Origin of the sequence: Maridesulfovibrio sp. FT414 (genome assembly GCF_050916235.1) — a bacterium.
In the GTDB taxonomy this organism is placed as follows: domain Bacteria; phylum Desulfobacterota; class Desulfovibrionia; order Desulfovibrionales; family Desulfovibrionaceae; genus Maridesulfovibrio.
The window spans coordinates 3,368,595-3,389,236 of record NZ_CP104854.1 but is presented as its reverse complement, the minus strand read 5'-3'; the positions used below and the strand labels follow the sequence as shown (position 1 = coordinate 3,389,236).

Below are 20,642 nucleotides of genomic sequence, written 5' to 3'. Positions count from 1 at the left end.
CCAAGCCACGGCAGGATAGCCGGCCAGCATCAAGGTCTTGCAAAACGGAGTCATAAATATGTTTGAGTCAATCACCCCGATCATAGACACCATACTCATAGCCCCATACCGTGTGGGACTTCCCACGGTTGCGGCCTTCTGGCTCGGTACTGCCGTGCTGGCCCTGTGGTGCACAGTTGGCGGTGAAATCAGCATGGCTCTGGGCTATCTTTTCAATCGCGATTACTACACTGACCTGACCCGTGAAATGACCCGCATGCACAACATTTCCGTGGAGGCGGTACGCCGCAAGGAGAAGGAAACCTTCAAGTCGGCCAACACATGGGCCAACGAGTATTTCGGTAAGGTGTTCTTTGCAAATGCTGCACTCTTTGCGGTTTCCTTGTGGCCGGTGCCTTTTGCTCTGGGCTGGATGCAATCCCGCTTTGCCGGAATAGACATCCACACCGTGCCATTCATCGACTTTTCCCTGGGTTACCCTTTTGTTTTCATTTCATCATATATCATTGTACGTTACGGATTCTCTAAGGTAAGGTGCTTCATACCCTTCCTGAAAAAGATAGATGAAATGAAAGCGGAAGACGCCGAAAAGGCCGGTGAGATGACTTCATGGACTGAACTTGGCTCCAACGGGGACGCCCATGAAAATGAAGCTGAAGCAGCCATACCTCCGGTCGAAAGCAAGGCTTAGCGGAACCCAGCGCGGCAGCCTGCAGGTGGATCTTTCCGCTCTCAGCGGAGAGACCATGCAAAAGCTCAAGTATATCCTCCCGGCGGTCCTGCTGCTGCTCGGTATTGCCTTCTACTTTTTCGGCTCTGCCCCGGAAGAAAAGATCGTGCACGTCGATATGTCCGTGCGCGAGGAAATCCGTGTACCGGAACCGGAACCGGCTATAACCTACGCCTACCTGCCACAGTATTCGCACAAGGTCTCACACCAGCGCCACAACAGGCTCATAGAATATCTTTCTAAAGAGACAGGCCTTTCCATACGCCAGGTATTCCCGGACACCTTCGAGGAGCACCGCCGCATGGTGGCAAGCGGAGAGATAGACATTTCATTCTCCAACCCCATGACCTACATCCGCATAGCGCAGACCGGCGCACGGGCTTTCGCGCGCATCATCGAACCGTCGGGGAGTCCTACATTTCGCGGCCAGATAATCACCCGCAGTGACAACCGCTCCATCCACAAGCTCAAGGACTGCATCGGCAAAAGCTGGATCGCCGTAGACCCGCTTTCTGCAGGCGGTTACCTGTATGCTCTGGGCCTGTTCCTTGAAAACGGGATCAACGCCACGGACTTCCGGGAAATTTCATTCGCCCCCGGCCCCGGCGGAAAACAGGAGAAAGTAGCACTGGCTGTCTACGCCGGGAAATACGATTTCGGATCTATCCGCGAAGGAACCCTTGATGTTGTTCGTGACAAGATAAATGTGGATAAAATCAAGATAGTCGCAGAGACAAAACCCTATCCCGGCTGGGTGTACGCCGCAAGGCGCGGCATGGACCCGGATGTTATTGATAGAATCTCCGTGGCCATGTTCAAGCTGAGCATGGACGATCCGGCGCAGGCGGCCATACTCAACCGCGCGGGCATGCGTGGAATCATTCCTGCACAGGACAGCGATTACGATTCGGTCAGGGACCTGATCAAAGAACTGGGACTCCGTAATCTATACGGTGGACAGGGGAGGACAGAGTGATGAAACTGTTCAACCGGCTGCGTTTCCGTACGAAGATAAACCTCGGCCTCACCCTGATTGTGGGCTTCACCTCGCTGATCATCACCATTTTCGTAATCCGCATGGCCTCGGACGCCCTCATAGAGCAGTCCCGCAAACGGGGGGAAGTGCTCTCCGGCAACCTTGCCCTGCGTGCTGAAGACCCGCTGCTCTCCATGGACCTGCTGCGTCTTGAATCAATGGTCAACGAACTGAAGAAGGTGGATGAGGAAATCGTCTACGCCTTCATCATGGATGACCATAACCGCATCATTGCCAACACTTTTTCAGACGGCTTCCCGACCAATCTGAAATACGCCAATCAGGTTCAGGGCAAAAACATCAAAGTAGTCACCGTGGATACCGGGAAACATCGTATCTTCGATTTCGCGGCCCCCATCTTCATCAGCGATACCCGGCTCGGCACTGTGCGGCTCGGACTTTCGCGTTCAGGCATCCATTCCGTTGTCCAGAACCTGATTTTCGCCATCTGCGCCCTTACCGGTGCGGTGCTCCTTCTTGCGGTTGTAGTTTCCACCCACTTTGCCCGCACCATGACCATGCAGCTCGGCGCTCTGCGCAGGCATGCCCGGGAAATCGTGCGCACCCACCTCGGAGCCGGACAGGGACAGGAAAACAACGACAACTACGACTTCCTGCGCGGCTTCAGCCGGGGAGATGAAATACAGCAGCTGACCGAGACTTTCGACGCCATGGCCATGACACTTGAATGCCACATCGAAGACCTGCAGATAACCGAGACCGACCTGACCCGGCAGAAAGAACTTCTGCGTACGATCATCAACGTGACCCCGGACTTCGTGGCCCTGCTGAGTCCGCAGCTGACCTACCTGGCTGTGAACCGGACCTTTGCTGAGCATGTAGGCCGCACCGAGGAGCAGATCATCGGCATGACCGATGCGGAACTCTATCCGCCCGAAATCGCCAAGATAAAAATCGAAGAAGCAAAGCTGGTGCTCAACACCGGGCGGACCATCAACAAGGAAAACCGCGAAGACACAACCCCTGAAGCTCCGGCCCGCTGGTTCCACACCATCCGTGTCCCGGTCTACGGGGAAAACAACCGCATCATCGGCGTGCTTTCCACCGCACGCGATATAACCGAACTCAAAAGCTATCAGGCCCAGCTCATCCAGTCCCAGAAGATGGAGTCCGTCGGCAAGCTTGCCGGGGGCGTGGCCCACGAAATCAACACCCCGCTGGGCATCATCCTCGGCTATGCTCAACTGCTGCAGGACGATTTCAAGCCCGAGGATCAAATTCACAAGGATCTGGAAATCATCGAAAAACAGGCCCGGGTATGTCGCAAAATAGTAGCCGACCTGCTCGGATTCTCCCGCCAGACCGAGAGCGAAAAGATCACCATGTGCTTCAACAACTCCATCATGGAAGTAGTGCAACTGGTCAGCCACACTTTCAAGCTGGAAAAAATCGAAATCTCCACCAGTCTTGATGACCGCTATCCCATCATCCACGGTGACCCGGAAAAACTGAAACAGGTCTGGCTGAACCTTCTCTCCAATGCAATGGAAGCCGTCATAGAAGCCGGTGCGGAAAAAGGCGGCATCCACATATCGACCAGTCTCGATACCTCGGCCATGACCATCACAGCCATCTTCGCTGATACCGGATACGGCGTGGCCCAGAAGGATCTGGGCGCAATCTTCGATCCATTCTTCTCCACCAAGCCCGTGGGCAAGGGAACCGGACTGGGACTTTCCGTCTCCTTCGGAATCATCAAGGACCACGGCGGAACCATCGAGGTCCTCAGCCCGCTTCCGATTCCGGTTCGCCGTGAATTCGGTCTGCCCGAGAACTCCGGCCCCGGAACCATGTTCACAGTTGTACTCCCGCTGGACGAAATTTCGTCCGAAGATGAAAATTCAATCAAATCTTAATTTCCAATGCTGTAGACACTTCCTTAGATACGCCCTGATGTGCTACGATTACAATATGATGCTATGCGGTAAATTTTCCGTACCCGCAAAGCGTTGTTTGCTGTTGTCATTCACAATGCGCATCCCAACCAGCCCCGCAAGGCCTCCGGAGGCATCAATATGCGGAGCGAGAGAACAAAATACGCCATGAAATTCCGCCACGTATTCGACCACTGGACCTACGCCACCTTTCCGCCGGGCAGGCTGCTGCGCCGCCGCTACAATTCCTTCAAACGGCTTATGGAGCTTGAGGAGGAATGCCTGAACATCATCGCCCGGATCGAGGACATAGGTTTCGGGCAGAAGCGCACCGACTGGGCCTACGTGGAACGCATCTCGGCGGAACTGGGCCTCAAAGCCCGGGCAATGCTTGAGCAGCTGCAGGAGATGAATCCGGTCAAGTTCATGGACATCATGGACTACTACAACAAGATTCATTTCTACCTGCGCATGGCCGTAACCGTGCCGGACCCTGAAATATCCAAGCCCTTCACCTTTCCACTCGAAGACGCGATCGACTATGAGTACAAGGCAGGAGCCTACGCCGCCAACCTAGCCCGGCTGAAGCAGAACCGGGTCCCGGTGCTGGACGGCATGGTCATAACCACCGATGTCTACAACTACTATATAGAAGCCAACAACCTGCGCATCGCCATTGACGAAATCCTCGAATCGGCAGTGTCGCTGGAAAAGCCGGTACTGGAATCCATCGCGTCCCGCATCCGGAAAATTTTCATGGAAGGCACCATGCCTCCCGTCATCGCCAACGAGATTGAAATTGCCGCACTTGAAGCGTCCCGCGGCAGCGGTCAGCTGACCGTGTCCTCCGGTGTTACCCCGGAGGGTTCCAAAAGACCGCTTCCCGAAAACCAGTGCACCCTCTATCCGGTTCCGGCCCAGAACATCGTCGAGGCATGGAAAAAGGCTGTACTCTGCAAATTCAGCCCCGAATCCATACGGGCGCGCATCGAATCCGGCTATGCCGACCGCGAATCCCCCGCAGCCGTGCTCATCCAGCCGGTCAAGGATGTACATGCCAGCGGGTTTATTGAGATGACCCACGAGACAAACGAGGAACTGCCCCCGCGTGACCGCGACACGGGTTGCTCCGCCATCCTGTGCAGCAAATCGTCAGATGTGATTCTGGTCTCGCGCCGTGAAAAGCAGCGCATTCTGGTCAAGTCGGATTTGTCCCCGCTGTCGGCCCATTCGGTAAAGACCATTGCCGCAATGGGACGTCAGGCAGAGATAATTTTCAAGTTCCCGCAGAAGTGCGGCTGGATAACCGACCTGCGCAACCGGGTCATGATAACCTCGGTCTGTCCGCATCCACCGGCGGAAACCAAGGAACAGAACCGCATCAAGCGCGCCCTGCCCTTTATCGCCGGGCTGAACATTTCGCCGCGCAACACCGAGCAGTTCCTGCCGGAAAAAAGCCGCTCCATCTACGATCTGGTGCGCTTTGCAAATGAAAAGGGAATTGAGGAGATGTTCTCGCTGGTCAGCAAGAAAGGACTGGGCCTCGACGGGGCCAAGCACCTGAAGGCACGCCAGCCCATTTCACTGACAGTGCTGAACCTTGCCGATGCACTGTTCACCACTGCCGCCGGTAAACTGGATATTTCGCCCGACGATATAGAATCAGCACCCATGTGGGCACTTTGGTTCGGGCTGGGTGCGGAAAGACCCGGCTGGACAGAACAGAACGCCATCGAAGGCTATGCGATCCTGTCGAGAACCTACATGAACGTGACCCTGAAATCTGAAAAGGACCTGACGGAAGTTGACGCGGTAAGCGATCCCGACAGCAGCAAAAACCACATCAATTTCCGTTTCAAGGGCGGCAGCGGTTCGCCTGAAGAACGCATGGCGCGCATCCGCTTCATAAGGACCGCCCTTACACCGCAGGGCTTCGAAGTCACCAGTCAGGGAGATTTCATTGAAGCCATCCACGGCCCGGCCCGCGAGACGGAAATCCAGAAGCTGCTGGCCACCATCGGGCACGTAACAGGGTACATCGCCACCCATCACCCCATCTGTGAGGATCTGGGCAAGGTCGAAGAAATGGCCACCCGGTTCATCACCGGGCTGGGGTAGGATCGGGGAAATTTTTGAAAGCTGGACTCAGCCAGCGTGAAGCATTGCAGAAGGTATCATCACTTAATACGTAATTCACTCATGCCTTACCCGAAGTAGAGCACGTTAACGGCGTTGGCGAGAAGCCACATGGCAATTACATAGTGAAAGTTGCCTGTCAGTATCTCCCGCGGGGACACATTGAACCTGCTGGTCAGAACCAGACCGACTCCGGACAGCGGGCTGCTGCCGGTGGAAATTGCCCAGCAGGAAAGGAACATAAAACCAAGCTGGGAGTTATCCGGATTCAGGGGTAACAGCATGGGGCTGACGATGGATATACCTACCAGCGGGTGAACACCAACAAGGCCCATGCCGACAAGCAGTGCGGAAATTATCGCAAATATCCCGTTGTTGAATGTCTGCCCGGCAAAATTGAAATGCTCCGGGAAAACCTGAATAACCGAAGTGATGCCGACAGAGAAAACTCCTGCGGTCAGGAAAAGCACAAACTGGCTGACCGTGGAGACAATCCTGTTGCTGACGAAATCGCGAAGTTGCGGCAGCCGTGGCCTGTTACGCATCAGCAGGATGGCTGCGGGAGGCGCTACAAGGCAGATCAGCAGGATCATGCCCATTTCAGGAAAAAAATGATGTCCGACAATTACCGCCACCGCCAGCAGCAGCGGTACGGTCATGCTTTCCACACGCACCGGATAACCGGTGAATTCCACTCTGCGGATAAATCCGACCTCCACAATTGAATAGCAGAGTGCAAATGCACAGAGTAGCAGTCCCGGCAGGAGTGTGCGACTGTATTGCATCCCCGGGGCGTAGGTAAGCGCAACCCCTGCGGAAATAAAAAATGGCGACCACCATGCAGCCGAGCAGAACGAACGCCCCAGAACAATCGCCTGAGCCGTGGTCAGAGAATTCCTGCGCTGCAGGCGGTCCCCGAAAACAAACAGTATGGAAATGTTGATGACAGCACCGAGAAGGGCTGTCCCGGTAGCGGTGGTCACAACGGCCCGCCTTCCGGTGGGCAGGTTGTCATCTTCAGCAGCTGGATTGGTTAAGGCCAGAAAGGATACCGCAATAAACATCGGCAACAATTGCAGATTCTGGGTCATTATCCTTTCCCAGCCCAGAAAGACTCCGTGCCATGCAGAAAACAAAAGCGCGACACTGCCGATACCAAGCAGGAAACAGGCCTGCTTGCGGGAACCCGCGGGCAGCCTGCCCCACTCCACGAGGACAACCAGCCAGGCCATTACGGCAACCACCATGAAAAGGGAAGAATCAAGCCTGCTGGCAAGAAAAACCAGCAATGTTGACAGGATAAGCCACCCTGTATATTTTTGCGCGATAGTAAACATTGATATTTAATGGCAGGAAATTGCCGTTTGATGTTGATCGGAAACAGACTGAAAAGAGGGCTATATACGCCCTTAATCCGGGAGCATCAACCATCAGGAAACGACGCGGAAACTCCGCCTGTTCTTCATAAGAACACAAAAAGGGTTAACCGGAAAAAAGGTTAACCCTTTAATTTATTCATATATAACTGACAAGAACTGAGCCCATGGCACTTGGAATCATATTGTCCCAGCCGAAACCGGAAACTCCAAAGGAATCATTTTCCTTCGTAAGACATAAGGCGGACATTTTCCCGGCGTCTTGAGGCGGACAGCTTTTGCAGAGCCTCTCCGGAAAAGACACTCAACGCTCCGGCCGGACACACGGCAACGCATGCAGGATTATCCCGATGACCGGCGCAGAGGTCGCACTTGTAGGCCACCGGGACTTTGCGTTCAGCTTCAGTCCTGCCGACCTGCATGGCACCGATGGGGCAGGCCGCAAGGCAGGCCTTGCACCCGAAACACCGCTCTGCATCAACGACCACCGATTTTCCGTTGTGACTGATGGCCCCTACCGGACAGGCTTTGGCGCAGGGAGCGTCCTCGCACTGCCGGCACTGGATGGGTGCGGTCACGCCGGATTCACGGACAACGGAAATCCGCGGACTGAAAGGCTGCCCGTTTTCCATGGCCCGGCCCATATCGGAATCCATATGGGCATCCACGCAGGCTATTTCACAGGCCCGGCAGCCGATGCAGCGGGAAGGGACCGCCAGAACAAATGCATTCATGGCTAATGCTCCCCGCCTTCGGTTCCGTAATGGGTGTGCAGAAGTTCATGAGAACGATGTCCCAGAGGCTTGCCCAGAAACTTTTCGTAGAGGGCCAGAACGGACTCGTTCTTATGCGAAGCCCGCACCGGCAGTTCCCTGTCATGACGGTACAGCCCGCTGCGGCGCAGGGCTATTGCCTCTTCAACATTAACACCGGGCAGGAGTTTCGGCTGCCCTCCCCCGGCAACACAACCACCGGGACAGCACATTACTTCCATAAAATCAAAATCTGCTTTTCCCGCGCGGACATCTTCAAGAAGAGCTGCGGCATTAGCCAGCCCGGAAACAATAACCGCCCGGATTGTCCTGCCCGCAACTTCCACTGATGCCCTGCGGATGCCTTTGCCCGCAGGAACGAATTTCACCCCGCTCTCATTCACCTCGTTCCCGCTGATGACGGCGATTGCAGTGCGCAATGCTGCTTCCATCACCCCGCCGGAGGCACCGAAGATAACCCCGGCCCCGGAGTAGAGGCCCATGGGCACATCAAAATCCTCTTCCGGCATTTCAGCGAGATTGATGCCCTTTGCCTTCAGCATCGCCGCAAGTTCCGTCACGGTAAGAACCGCATCAACATCGGGATACCCGCTGGATTGCATTTCAGGACGGGCGGCCTCATGCTTTTTGCCCGTGCAGGGCATAACCGAAACACTGGCGATGGACTCCGGCGCCACACCTGCGATCTCAGCGCCATAGGTTTTGAAAAGTGCGCCCGCCATCTGCTGCGGTGATTTGCAGCTGGAAAGATGATCGATCAGGTCAGGCCACGCACTTTCCATGTAGCGCACCCAGCCCGGACAGCAGGAGGTGAACATGGGCAGCGGGCCGTCGGACCTGATACGTTCCAACAGCTCCGAGGACTCTTCCATGATGGTCACGTCCGCCGCGAAAATTGTGTCGTAGACGGCATCAAAACCGAGACGGCGCAGGGAAGCTGCAAGCTGCCCCGGAGTCAGTGTTCCGGGCGCAAGGCCGTACTCTTCAGCAATTGAAGTACGTACTGCCGGGGCACACTGGACCATGGATTTCATGGACGGATTGTTAAGCAGATCCCCCACGCGCTTTGTATCGTTACGAAAATGGGCAGCAAACAGCGTTGCGGAATCATTGGCGGCAAGGCCGCGCCCAGTACGCATTGCCGGAAGATTTTCCGCCGCATCATCAAACGGCGAAACGAATGCGGAACAGATCTGTACGCACTGCCCGCAGATGACGCACCGCGAAGTATCAATGGACTGGGGCTCACCTTCAGCCCCGGAAATGGCATCAACCGGACAGACCTCGGAACAACGGCGGCATCCGGTACAGACCGCCGGATCAATGGAGACTACTTGAGAAAAGTTTGTCATTACAGCTCCTCACCAGCTCTTGCGCCAACCCCTGCAAGGGCCAGTGCGGCTTCGAGGTTGCGGCGTTTTTTCAGTTTCATGGGGTCGACCAGAGTCAGTGCGTCTTTGGGGCAGGCTTCCACACAGGCCGGACCATTTGCCCGATCATTACAGAGATCACACTTGCTGGCTAAAAGAGCCGGTTCAACAATATATGCTTCAGAATTCTGCGGACCGACCACCCGGCGGACTGCAGGTCGTCCGTTTTTCCAGACCTGAGCCATTTCCATGGCCCCCACAGGACAGACCGCAAGACAGGTCTTGCAGCCAACGCAATGCTCCTCGGCAACCAGCACACCTGAATCGGTACGCTGAATAGCTCCGTTGGGGCAGACTGCGGCGCAAGGTGCGTCCTCGCAATGACGGCAGCCCACCGGCACACATATATCTTCCGCGCGGGTCAGATACAAACGTGGAGAAAGAGGACCTTCCAGACTTCCCACTGAGACGCCGCCCTTCAGATGGGCAGCCCCGCAGGCAAGTTCACAGGCCCTGCAACCGATACATCTGGCTGCATTGGCAAGGATAAACGGGTTTAAACGCGATGACATGAAATATCTTCCTTTATTGATACGGGAGCGTTAGCGTCTGAAGATACAGGTTCCTGCGGCTCCCTGAATTTACGGATCGAAACAGCGCAAACCTTTAACTGCGGAGTTCCGGTGACCGGGTCGCCCGTTGAAATGGTCAGCCTGTTGGCCGGACTTTCAGAAAAATGAAAGGTCATGAAGACAAGGCCGCGACGCACCCTTGCGGTAACCCACGCACGCGCCCTGACGGTTCCCCTTCGGGAACTGACCTCAACCGGATCACCATCATCAATGCCGTACCTAGAGGCGTCAAGGGGATGAATCTCCACCAGCTCCTCGGGCCATGTCCCGGACAGGCCGAAGCAGCGCCGGGTCATAGTGGCTGTATGGTAATGGGCCACCACCCTTCCGGTGGTCAGGGTCAGCGGATACTCTTCATCCGGCAGTTCCGCCGGTTCGCGGTGTTCTAGCGGCACGAACTTACCGGGTCCACGCACGCAGCCCCCGACGTGCAGGACTGGCGTCCCCGAATGAGATTCATCCGGACAGGGCCATTGCAGGCCGCCCGATTCCAGACGCGCATATGTGATTCCGGCATGGCTGGGGGTCAGAGCCCGCATTTCATCAAAAACATCGGACACAGTTGTGTAGCGTTCGGGGCGTCCCAGCAGGCCCAGCAGGTCCGCCAGAATCTCCCAATCCGGGCGGCTGTCCCCAACGGGGTTCACGGCCCGACGGACTCGTTGTACGCGTCGTTCCGTACTGGTGAAAGTCCCGTCCTTTTCAGCGAAACTGGCTCCGGGCAGGACAACATCCGCCAACGCGGCTGTTTCGGTCAGGAAAAGGTCCTGAACAACCAGAAAATCAACATGGCGCAGACAGTGCTCCACATGGGTGATGTCCGGATCGCTGCGCATGGGGTTTTCGCCGAAAACGAAAAGTCCCTTTAAACGGTCTTCCTCAATGGCATGAAGCATTTTGGGAATGGTCATCCCCGGTTCCGCGGGCAGCTTGACTCCCCATGCGGATTCAAAGGTTTTCCGTACGGCGTCATCGGTCACCGGCCGGTATCCGGTCAGCACGTTTGGCAGCGCGCCCATGTCGCAAGAGCCCTGAACGTTGTTCTGCCCGCGCAGGGGATTCACCCCGGTCCTTGGACGTCCGATATTTCCGGTGAGCAAGGCAAGGTTGGACACCGCCAGAACGTTGTTGGTGCCGGTGGTGTGCTGAGTCACGCCCATGGTGTAGTAAAATGCCGCATTGGTTGAGCGTCCGATCAGTCTCGCGGCCCTGCGAATATCTTCTGCGGGAACATCAGCAATTACGGACACTCTCTCAGGATCGTAAGCCTTCAGACTCTCCCTGAATGATTCGAAATCTTCGGTGGCCGCAGCAACGCAATCCAGGTCAGCCAACCCTTCGTCCAGAATGATCCGGGCAATGGATGACAGCAAAGGCGTATCCGTACCCGGCCGCAACCTGAGCCACACATCGGCCTTGCGCGCAAGATCTATCTCCCGGGGATCGATGACGATCAGCCCGGCCCTATTGCGCTTGGCTTCCATCATACCAAGACCGATGATCGGATGGCATTCGGTCGTATTGGTACCGATGGCACAGATACAGTCCCCCGGTCCCATGTCCCACAGCTCGCGGATGGAGTTGGTCATTGACCCGCTTCCCAGTGATGCAGCCAGCCCGGCCACAGTGGGGGCGTGTCAGAGACGGGCGCAGTGGTCGACATTGTTACTGCCGAGCCCTGCACGGATCAATTTCTGGAAAAGATAGTTTTCCTCGTTTGTACAGCGGGCGCTGCTGAATCCGCCCACAGCCTGAGGGCCGTGTTCCGAAACAATGGAGCTCAGGCGGCTTGCCACAATCCCCAGAGCCTCATCCCACGAGGCCGGGGCCAGTTCGCCGTTTTTACGGACCAAAGGAGTCGTCAGCCGGTCACGATGATGGACGAAATCGAAGCCGAACCGCCCCTTGGAGCACAAGGCTCCCTGATTCACGGAAGGTTCCGGCCCGGAAGAAACACTGACAATGCGACCGCCCTCAACTTCCAAAGAGAGGGAACAGCCTGCACCGCAGTAAGGGCATGTTGTAGTTGTACGTTGCATGCGGCTCGTTTAGCACAAGACATATTATAAACCAACAGCAACCATAAATTTCATAATACACTGATAACAAAGCACAAAGTACTAAAAACTGGAAAATTGCGCAAAAATATCCTGCAATTGCAAACTGAAATTGCCTGCAAAGAAACAGCCCGAACTCCAGGAACCCGATCTTCGTGATATTTTGCAGCTCCAACGAACCCCATCACTGCTGATCTTTCCCCGGCTCACACTTGAAAAACCCCGCAAAAACTTAATTCATCTGTTCCCATTTCATACGCCTTATTATTATTTACACTCTCGATTGAACCCGTATTCAATCACGGTAATCCCCGTAAATACAGGGCTGAACCCAAAAACAGGGATATATGGTTGGAAAAGTGAATGATGGTATAAAATGTGAAAAAAAGAATTAATGGAATGCCATTGACGAAGCAATTTTTCCGGGTACTCTGAAAGTGAAGGTTTTGAAAAACAAGCTGAAAAGCTTTTTAAATTGTACCTTAAGTTGCAGGAGTACTTGTATATGTTTATGTGCTGGCTTTGCGGGATTGCAAGAATTGTGGAACGCATCTTTTTCGCAACAACTGAAAAAGGCTGCGCTGTAATGAAAGAAGTCAGCCGTAAAGAAAAACTATCCACCCGCTGCACTGAGAAATATTAGAATTAAGTAGCTTCCTCCTAAAATATCGTAGCGAATACGAAAGAAGGCCCTGCAAGGATTTTCCTTGCGGGGCTTTCTTTTATTAATAGCCGGAAGGATTTGCCAACAGGCGAAAATCTGAAATTGCTCTCTTCCAATATACCGAAGCCTGCGACAACCGACAGAAGACAGAACACCAGAAATGAATGGCTGTCACCTGCATAATTTGAAATCAACTGTCTGGAAAATATCGTTATGGCTTAAATGAATGTCCAGATAAGTGTGGCAGCAACACATCTACTGGCTACCATCTCCGGGAACCTGTGAGCTGGCATCCCCAAAGGCTGCTGGAAACATTAAATAAAAGACCACTCGCCATAAACATCCTCCAATCTCAATCCGTTGAGAAAACGGAAAATATCCTGCCTGTTTTTAATCTGGGAGCGGGTGTTTTTTTGAAGATGCTTCTGATGTTTACCAATTAAACCATATTAATACTTCCCAAAGAGACGTTTATCTGCCTATATTAGAAGAACATCTACTTTTTTTTGGAGAACTGGAGGAACAAATGAATTTCAAATCAATTAAAACCAAAATACTATTAAGTTCAGCATGTTGTATTGTCATTTTAGCAGCCTCAATCATCTCCTTACAGATTTGGGACCAAAACAAGACCAGCCTTTTCGTCGGAAATGAAGTTAACAAGTTGATTGAAGTCTCTACGCAAAAGGGACTTCTAGCAGTTGCTAAAGGCGAAGCAGGTGTAATTGGCTCAAAACTGGAAAAAAACATAGATACGGCAAGAACAATTGCCAGTGCATTTAAATCTATAAGATTAAATGACACAGCCAGAAATAACATAGATATTAGAAAAGTATTTAGTGACCTCCTTCTCACTACACTCAAAGATAATCCTGAGTTTCTAGGCACTTACAGCGCCTGGGAACCGAATGCCATTGATGGCAATGATGAACTTTACAAAGGTAAAACAGAAGATGGCTATGATGATTCAGGGCGTTTTATTTCTTACTGGAACAGAGATAAGACAGGACACATAGCGAGACAGGCTCTGGTTGGCTACGAAGATGCCAGTTTACATCCTAACGGTGTGCGTAAAGGTGGATGGTATTTAAATCCTAGAGAAACGGGCAAAGAAAACATATTAGACCCTTTTCCGTATATAGTCCAAGGCAAGAAGGAATGGCTAACAACTATGTCTGTTCCTGTTATCATCAACAATAAGTTTCTTGGAATCGGCGGTTCAGACCTCAGATTGGATTTTGTACAAAAGCTGGCGGAGGATGTTGCGCAAAATTTATATAACGGGAAAGCTACAGTAAAAGTCATAAGCTATATGGGAATTATTGTAGCGGACAGCTCCAACGCGCAAGACGTAGGAACTCCAATTTCCCAGACCAAAACCGGTCACGCTGAAGAAATAAAAGCCAAGGTAAAAGCAGGCAGCTCCTATGTGGACCTCGGTCAGGAAGGAGGGCTGGTATTGGCTCTGGCCCCTATCCCGTTAGGAAATACAGGGACTCCCTGGGCCGTACTCATTGAAGTACCAAGACAGGAAGTTTTTGCAGAAGCCATTAAGCTGAATGAAGCCATGAAGGAACATGCAGCTTCAAGCTTCCAAAAAGCAATTTTAGCGGGAACAGGTATTGCCGTCATAGCGTGCTTTGCTCTGTGGTTTATAACCGGCGCAATAGTTGTACCGATTAAGAAATCCGTTGAATTTGCCGAGAGCGTTGCCAACGGCAATTTTGACCGTAAATTGGAAATCAACCAGGCCGATGAAATTGGAGTATTAGCCAACTCGCTGAAAAAGATGGTTGATAACCTCAAGAAGATGATTTTGGAAGCTGAAAATAAAAGTAAGGCTGCGGCTGAAGAAGCAGAACGGGCTAATCTCGCTGTAGGAGAAGCAAACGAAGCCAAGGAGCAGGCTGCAAGAGCAGAAAAGGAAGGTAAACTCCAGGCAGCGAGAGACCTTGAAGAGATTGTGAACATAGTAACTTCAGCTTCAGAACAACTTTCCGCGCAAATAGAACAATCGACCAGAAGCACTACGGAGCAGTCTGCACAGATAAGCGAAGCCGCCACAGCCATGGAGGAAATGAATGCAACGGTTTTAGAGGTCGCACAAAATGCCTCCAAATCAGCCGAAGCAGCAAGTCAGACAAAAGAAAAGGCACAGGCCGGATCAAATATTGTCACTCAAGTTCTCTCCAGTATGGAAGAAGTTCAGTCAATTGCCAAGCAACTCAAGATAGACGTAACAAACTTGGGCGAAGATGCTAAAAGTATCGGACAGGTCATGGAAGTGATTTCAGACATTGCGGACCAGACAAACCTCCTTGCCCTAAACGCGGCCATTGAAGCAGCCAGAGCAGGTGAAGCAGGTCGGGGATTTGCTGTAGTTGCTGACGAGGTTCGTAAGCTCGCTGAGAAAACCATGAGTGCGACTCAAGAGGTTGGAACCGCTATCACCAAAATCCAGCAAGGAACGCAGGCAAACATCGGCCACGTTGAAACAGCCGTCACTAAAATCAACGAAACAGCTGAATTATCGGAAGAATCCGGACAGGCACTGAATTCAATTGTATCGTTCGTAGAGGAAACATCTACCCAGGTTCACAGCATAGCCACGGCATCTGAAGAACAATCGGCCACAAGCGAACAAATCAACCGCTCTCTTGCTCAAGTCGCTGAAATATCCTCACAAACGACTCAGACAATGCAGGAGTCAGCAAAAGCGGTTGATGAAATGGCAAGACAGGCACAAGTGTTACAGAATCTTATTAACCAAATGAAAAGCTAAATCCCGAAAAAAATATTTCAGTCAGCTTCCAGACTGCCTGAAATGTACAGAGCTTAACCAAAGCAGCCAGTCTCAGCTTGAGATTGGCTGCTTTTATTTGGCTTTCACTCAAACCAAACCAGCGACAAGCACGAAAAAAGGGCTAACCTTAAAAACACAGGTTAGCCCGGTAACACCCACAAATCATTACCTGTAGCCCTATTTAAGTTTCAAAAAATCACCATCTATAATCAGCAGCTTAACTCCGTCTTTGGTAACGGATCTATGGGAACTAAGCTCATCAGAAACGACATAGGACATCCCTTTAGTCAACACCGAACTGGTTCCGTTTTCCTGCTCATTTACAACTTCACCTTCCAAACAGTGAACAATATGTCCTTTCTGGCACCAATGATCTGCCACATATCCAGCTGAGTACTCTACAATACGAATGCGTAAACCATGGAACTGCAGAGTCTGCCAATAAGCAACGCCGGTCTCACCTTTATGCTCTGTTTTTTCAATCTTACTCCAATCGACCGTCTGAAACGGTATGTTCAAATCATTCATAATCTCTCCATTGTAAAATAACATTTGAAAATTCAATGAAATACTCTGTGCAACGCATATCAGATTAGTGTCACATAAAACAATGGGTAAACAGAGTCAGTTAGGAACTAATTGCACAGCACAGTTTGAAATTGAGTCGGCCAATTGTGACTTCTGAGATACTTGGACAATAAGGCTAAAATTATACAAACTTTGCCATACGGATAAGCAGTTACCGTCAACAGAGCCCTAACAGGGCTGCACCAAACTTCTACCCAGCCCCCAGACACCGGCCGAACCATTTCCGAGCCTGTATGGTTTATTAATCCCGAATTGTCGCAAAGATTATACGGTAATCAGATTCTCATTATTCTTGATTATTTCGGTCAAAGGCAATCCCCAATGCTTGACCTCAAGATCAAGCTCTGCAAGCTGTGATTTTACTCCCAACTGGGCCGCACAGGATTCACAAGCACTGAATCTGACACCTACTTCTCTAGCATCTGCAATCAACTTCTGAATATGCACATCTTCAGCTACCAATTTGGCTGGCGCCCCCCAGATAATCACCTGCACTTTGTCCCACCAGCCGTTCTTTATTGAATTCTGCGCATACATCATCACCATCAACTCTGAGGTAACAGGGTCAGCATTTGTCCATAAGATATTCAATTTGTTCTTCATAAAATCTCCTTGTTTTGGCTGACACTAACTCAAGACGAGGAAAACAAAATCATTAATATGTGGGATTTTATGAGAGAATGTCATTCAGCTCCTGTCCAGCTCAGCCTAATAATCATCCGGCAGCGGCAGAGAAATACATGGCTTCATGTCATCCTCTGATCGCACAGGCAGGTCACTTCCGTTTCCTCCAGCTTTCTGGGACATTTTTTTCAATTATTCAGCATGTTACAGAATAAAATCTATCCAAAAAACATCTCAAACACTTATTTATCACTATTGCTTGACTTTAATTCAGAAATAGAGGAGTCTTCCTAAATCAAGCACCAGCCGTACCCGTGAAGGCACGGTCAAACTGTGACTAGCGCTGGTTTAAATTAAACATGTCTATCGAGGAGCCGAGTACGCATCTTGTACGCGGCCCTTTTTTTTGGTGCACGGGCACCAATATACTTTTTTACTTTTTTTGGAGAATTTTGAATGTCTAAGAACATCTACGTTGGTAATCTGCCCTGGTCCGCTACTGAAGGAGATATCCGTGCGTCCTTTGAAGCATACGGTGAAGTTGTATCAGTCAAGCTCGTCGAAGATCGTGACACAGGTCGCCCCCGTGGTTTCGGTTTCGTAGAAATGGACGACAACGGAGCACTCGATGCTATCGAAGCTCTTGACGGTAAAGATTTTGGTGGTCGTAACCTCAAGGTTAACGAAGCCAAACCCAGAGTGGAACGCTCTCGCTGGTAGTCTGCTCCTGTAAGTCTTAAAAGACTTTTTAACGCCCGGTTCTCTTATGAGAATCGGGCGTTTTTTGTTGCCCATCGAATATAAACTATAAGATGTATCGCTCGTACAGATTCAAAGAAACAGCTACAGGAACCTTGAATCCGGTCCCCTTGGCCTGTTCGGTCACATCGATTAAATTTCCGTCTTCGAGTGCCTGTTTACGGGTGTAGGAATAGATCATCCGAAACAGTGGATCACAATAGATTACCATCAACAAATCTCCTTCAATTTCATATTGTTAAAAAATTCTGAAAATTGAAGGTTATCCTGATTGGTTTGATTTGGTCACTGAGGGCTGGTGATTTTTTGGGGTGATTCTGGGGATCAGGTGGTGATGTGTTCTGGTGACCCAATATAAAATAGCTGGATGACAAACAGATATATTGATAACAACTGTAACAATTAGGAGGAACAATATGCTCAACAAAAAATTTATGTTTAAGTGCCCTGTGTGTGGAAACGAATATCAACATGGACCACAAATATATGAAGGACGCACATGTTCAGGATATGATATCGAAGTCTGCGAAACTTGCTATGACTGTAATTGGGATAGTTGGAATTCGGAAGCTGAAGAAACACTACTCGCTATATTAGAAGAAAAAGGAACCGAGCCCCCAGAGCGCAATGATAAGGGATTTCTACCTAGAAATTTTTAACAGTTAATCAATAAGCGAAAACAATATAATTCTTCGGTTGATCGAAGATGACGGTGACGTGTGCATAAACTGAACGCAAGCATCTTTTTGATTTCGAATCAAACAAATATTGACATTTTATTATCCTGTCTTTTAAAAATACTTTATAGATAAACATATTTTATAAGGTGATCGCAGTGGGAAAAAACAATAAGTTAAAAAGAAAACTAAAAAAGAAGAAAAAATCTCTAAGATCGCAACCTGCTCATACAACCCAAGAACAAACTGGGGGTCCTTACTTCCATGAACTGGCTAACCCACTAGCACAACTAACTAAAGAGCAAAGAAATGAACTTATTGCTAAAATGTCAATAGAAAGTAATCAACGATACCATCGCTGCATAAAAGAACTTAAACAAATAATAAGCACCTACAATTCATTACATATTCTTTCAATACTCTCAGCTCATGCATTGACTACAGGAGTTGGCGACGATGGAGTGCAATCCACAGAACCTAAGCTCAACATAGGTCAAGCACATGTTGAATACTTTCAAGCACTTGTACTCCAAGAGTCTATTGATAAATTCGGAACAGATTACCCAAACCCGGAAATTATCCAAAAAGTACTTGATACCCTAGAAGAATTAATTCAGGCCGATGCAACAAGAGGAATTGACCAAATCAATTCAGATATCCCTGATGAAGAAAAAGAAATACTCTTACTTAAGCAAAAAATAACAGGAAACACTAAGGTTGTACGTAATTGGGGATTCTTCTCGCAAGTAAAAGACATTTCGACAGAGCTATATTCAAAATACGACAAAGCCTTACGTAAAAAATTAAACTTAGACACAAAAGATATCATCAATTTATTTTTGCATTTAATCAAACGCTCAGAAGCGGTAACATCTGAACAGCTAAGAATATTTTCAATTCTCAATAAAATTAAGAACAAAAATGACTTAATTCGAGAGTACTATTCACTGGTTGGTGAAGATAAAGAAGAGGCACAAAATTTTATAGACAAATTTCCACTTGGAAGTATTTCACGAAGGAATTTACTATTTTTATTATTTTCACATTTCGAACAATCACTACAAGAATCATTCGAATTTGACGTCAAGACTATTGCAACTGAGCTAGAAATAGATCACGCAGTAGCAGAAAAAATACTCGATAATTTTTCAATCAAGCTTGGAGAATTACATGAATATAAAACAGATTTTATAATGTTGGGCAATCCTGTTTGGAGTAGACCAATCATTAACTATGGGAATGGAACTTATTTTTGCGTTCTTCCTCAGGTTTTCTTTAGCTTTATTCTTCCAGCATTAAATGACTTTATAAGCAAGAACATCAAAACCGACATCAGCAAAAGAAGGGCAGAATATTTAGAAGAAAAAACAGACGAAATAATCAAAAGACGTTTTCCTGAATCAAACACAATTTCCAGCTTAAAATGGAAATATGACAACGAAGAAGATGAATATGAAACTGACATCATTACTTTCATTGACTCATATGCAATAATTGTAGAAGCAAAATCTGGGAAAATTAGCCTTCCTGCATTACGAGGAGCACCTGAAAGACTTCATAAGCATATTAATGAACTTCTTATTTCACCCAACATTCAATCCAACAGGCTCAAGAAAAAGCTAAACTACTTAATCAATAACCCCAGCATTGAAGACCCGATAAGAACCAAGCTACCAGTCGATCTAAACGACATAAAGAAAGTAATTAGAATTTCAGTTACACTTGAGAATTTTAACGCTCTACAAAGCAATATTTATGAATTAAAAGACACAGGATGGCTTCCTGATGATTTTTCGCCATGTCCAACTCTATGTTTAGCCGATTTTGAAACGCTATTTGACCTGCTTGAACATCCTGTTCAGATCATCCACTATATAGAAATGAGAGAAATGGTTGAGCAGACAACAAACTACCAAGGCGATGAATTAGATTTACTCGGATTATACTTGACTACGTTACTACACGTAGAAAGTTTTAAAGGAGATATGAACTTATATATAAGTGGACTCTCTGAACCTATAGACAAGTATTATTCATCACTTGACGCAGGCATCCAAATAGCAAAACCACAACCGCAAATATCACCGTTATTTTCAGCAATACTTAACCAGATCGAGAAGAAAAAAAACAAACGATGGGTTGAAATAGGGGTAATGCTGAATGAAACACCACCAAACGAGCAAGCTAAATTTAGCAAAATGGTTGATAAAATCACAAAAAACACAGCCAAGAACTGGAGAAGAACACCCCATCATAACACAGTTACAATGCTACCATATAAAGAATCCCAAACCGCATTTTGCTATATTACTTACGTGCATCAAAACTCACATCTCAGGGACGAGTTTATAGCAAATGCAGCCTCTGAAGGCTTGAAACTCGGATCAGTTAAGAGGTGTTTGATAATAGCCAAAAACATTGATGACCCTAACTTGGCATATCATTTTATTGGTGTTCTAGGAGAAGATTTTTAAAAATTGCAGCGATAACCAAATAAAAAAACACATAATTCTAACAATAAC

The 20,642-nt window shown here is 49.3% G+C and carries 17 protein-coding genes; 9 read left to right on the top strand and 8 right to left on the bottom strand.

Annotation, left to right across the window (positions count from 1 at the left end; translation table 11 throughout):
- Positions 1-58: 58 nt before the first annotated feature.
- The 4 genes from N7E73_RS15075 (at position 59) to N7E73_RS15060 (ending at position 5,779) form a co-directional block, all read left to right on the top strand.
- The gene (locus N7E73_RS15075; protein WP_432735731.1) at positions 59-691 is read left to right on the top strand and encodes a hypothetical protein; all 633 of its coding nucleotides are present in this window, start codon (positions 59-61) and stop codon (positions 689-691) included.
- A 55-nt stretch (positions 692-746) separates the two neighbouring features.
- Positions 747-1,706 carry a phosphate/phosphite/phosphonate ABC transporter substrate-binding protein gene (locus N7E73_RS15070; RefSeq protein ID WP_432738877.1) on the top strand — a complete coding sequence of 320 codons (960 nt, stop codon included), beginning with the start codon at positions 747-749 and terminating at the stop codon, positions 1,704-1,706.
- The gene (locus tag N7E73_RS15065) at positions 1,706-3,643 is read left to right on the top strand and encodes an ATP-binding protein (protein WP_432735730.1); all 1,938 of its coding nucleotides are present in this window, start codon (positions 1,706-1,708) and stop codon (positions 3,641-3,643) included. The genes N7E73_RS15070 and N7E73_RS15065 overlap by 1 nt, the downstream gene beginning before the upstream one ends.
- A gap of 159 nt (positions 3,644-3,802) precedes the next feature.
- Entirely contained in the window at positions 3,803-5,779 is a 1,977-nt protein-coding gene (locus N7E73_RS15060) for a PEP/pyruvate-binding domain-containing protein (protein ID WP_432735729.1), read from the top strand.
- 86 nt (positions 5,780-5,865) lie between these two features.
- Here the strand turns inward: N7E73_RS15060 and N7E73_RS15055 are convergent, their stop codons facing one another.
- From N7E73_RS15055 to fdhF, 5 genes are all read right to left on the bottom strand, one after another.
- Positions 5,866-7,086, bottom strand: coding sequence for a hypothetical protein (locus N7E73_RS15055; protein ID WP_432735728.1), 1,221 nt, complete (start codon positions 7,084-7,086; stop codon positions 5,866-5,868).
- Positions 7,087-7,391: 305 nt separating this feature from the next.
- Positions 7,392-7,907 carry a 4Fe-4S dicluster domain-containing protein gene (locus N7E73_RS15050; RefSeq protein ID WP_432735727.1) on the bottom strand — a complete coding sequence of 172 codons (516 nt, stop codon included), beginning with the start codon at positions 7,905-7,907 and terminating at the stop codon, positions 7,392-7,394.
- 2 nt (positions 7,908-7,909) lie between these two features.
- Complete coding sequence (locus tag N7E73_RS15045) at positions 7,910-9,298, bottom strand: [Fe-Fe] hydrogenase large subunit C-terminal domain-containing protein (protein ID WP_432735726.1); 1,389 nt, start codon at positions 9,296-9,298, stop codon at positions 7,910-7,912.
- On the bottom strand, positions 9,298-9,888 hold the full coding sequence (locus N7E73_RS15040) for a 4Fe-4S dicluster domain-containing protein (RefSeq protein ID WP_432735725.1): 591 nt from the start codon (positions 9,886-9,888) through the stop codon (positions 9,298-9,300). Before N7E73_RS15040 ends, N7E73_RS15045 begins: the two co-directional genes overlap by 1 nt.
- Positions 9,873-11,987 (bottom strand): formate dehydrogenase subunit alpha, encoded by a 2,115-nt coding sequence (gene fdhF / locus N7E73_RS15035; protein WP_432735724.1) that lies wholly within the window; start codon positions 11,985-11,987, stop codon positions 9,873-9,875. The genes N7E73_RS15040 and fdhF overlap by 16 nt, the downstream gene beginning before the upstream one ends.
- 523 nt (positions 11,988-12,510) lie before the next feature.
- Between fdhF and N7E73_RS15030 the strand changes: the two genes are divergently transcribed.
- A complete protein-coding gene (locus tag N7E73_RS15030; RefSeq protein ID WP_432735722.1) occupies positions 12,511-12,648 on the top strand; it encodes a hypothetical protein in 138 nt (45 codons plus the stop codon).
- A 547-nt stretch (positions 12,649-13,195) separates the two neighbouring features.
- Positions 13,196-15,451 (top strand): methyl-accepting chemotaxis protein, encoded by a 2,256-nt coding sequence (locus tag N7E73_RS15025; RefSeq protein WP_432735721.1) that lies wholly within the window; start codon positions 13,196-13,198, stop codon positions 15,449-15,451.
- A gap of 198 nt (positions 15,452-15,649) precedes the next feature.
- Here the strand turns inward: N7E73_RS15025 and N7E73_RS15020 are convergent, their stop codons facing one another.
- Positions 15,650-16,000, bottom strand: coding sequence for a DHCW motif cupin fold protein (locus N7E73_RS15020; RefSeq protein WP_432735720.1), 351 nt, complete (start codon positions 15,998-16,000; stop codon positions 15,650-15,652).
- Positions 16,001-16,324: 324 nt separating this feature from the next.
- Positions 16,325-16,663 carry a DsrE family protein gene (locus N7E73_RS15015; RefSeq protein WP_432735719.1) on the bottom strand — a complete coding sequence of 113 codons (339 nt, stop codon included), beginning with the start codon at positions 16,661-16,663 and terminating at the stop codon, positions 16,325-16,327.
- A gap of 477 nt (positions 16,664-17,140) precedes the next feature.
- Between N7E73_RS15015 and N7E73_RS15010 the strand changes: the two genes are divergently transcribed.
- On the top strand, positions 17,141-17,404 hold the full coding sequence (locus N7E73_RS15010; RefSeq protein WP_432735718.1) for an RNA recognition motif domain-containing protein: 264 nt from the start codon (positions 17,141-17,143) through the stop codon (positions 17,402-17,404).
- A gap of 85 nt (positions 17,405-17,489) precedes the next feature.
- On the opposite strand, the gene N7E73_RS15005 is transcribed toward N7E73_RS15010, so the two are convergent.
- A complete protein-coding gene (locus N7E73_RS15005; RefSeq protein WP_432735717.1) occupies positions 17,490-17,654 on the bottom strand; it encodes a DUF6573 family protein in 165 nt (54 codons plus the stop codon).
- A 205-nt stretch (positions 17,655-17,859) separates the two neighbouring features.
- Between N7E73_RS15005 and N7E73_RS15000 the strand changes: the two genes are divergently transcribed.
- Both N7E73_RS15000 and N7E73_RS14995 read left to right on the top strand, forming a co-directional pair.
- Positions 17,860-18,102, top strand: coding sequence for a hypothetical protein (locus N7E73_RS15000; RefSeq protein ID WP_432735716.1), 243 nt, complete (start codon positions 17,860-17,862; stop codon positions 18,100-18,102).
- A 176-nt stretch (positions 18,103-18,278) separates the two neighbouring features.
- Complete coding sequence (locus N7E73_RS14995; RefSeq protein WP_432735715.1) at positions 18,279-20,594, top strand: hypothetical protein; 2,316 nt, start codon at positions 18,279-18,281, stop codon at positions 20,592-20,594.
- Positions 20,595-20,642 lie beyond the last annotated feature (48 nt).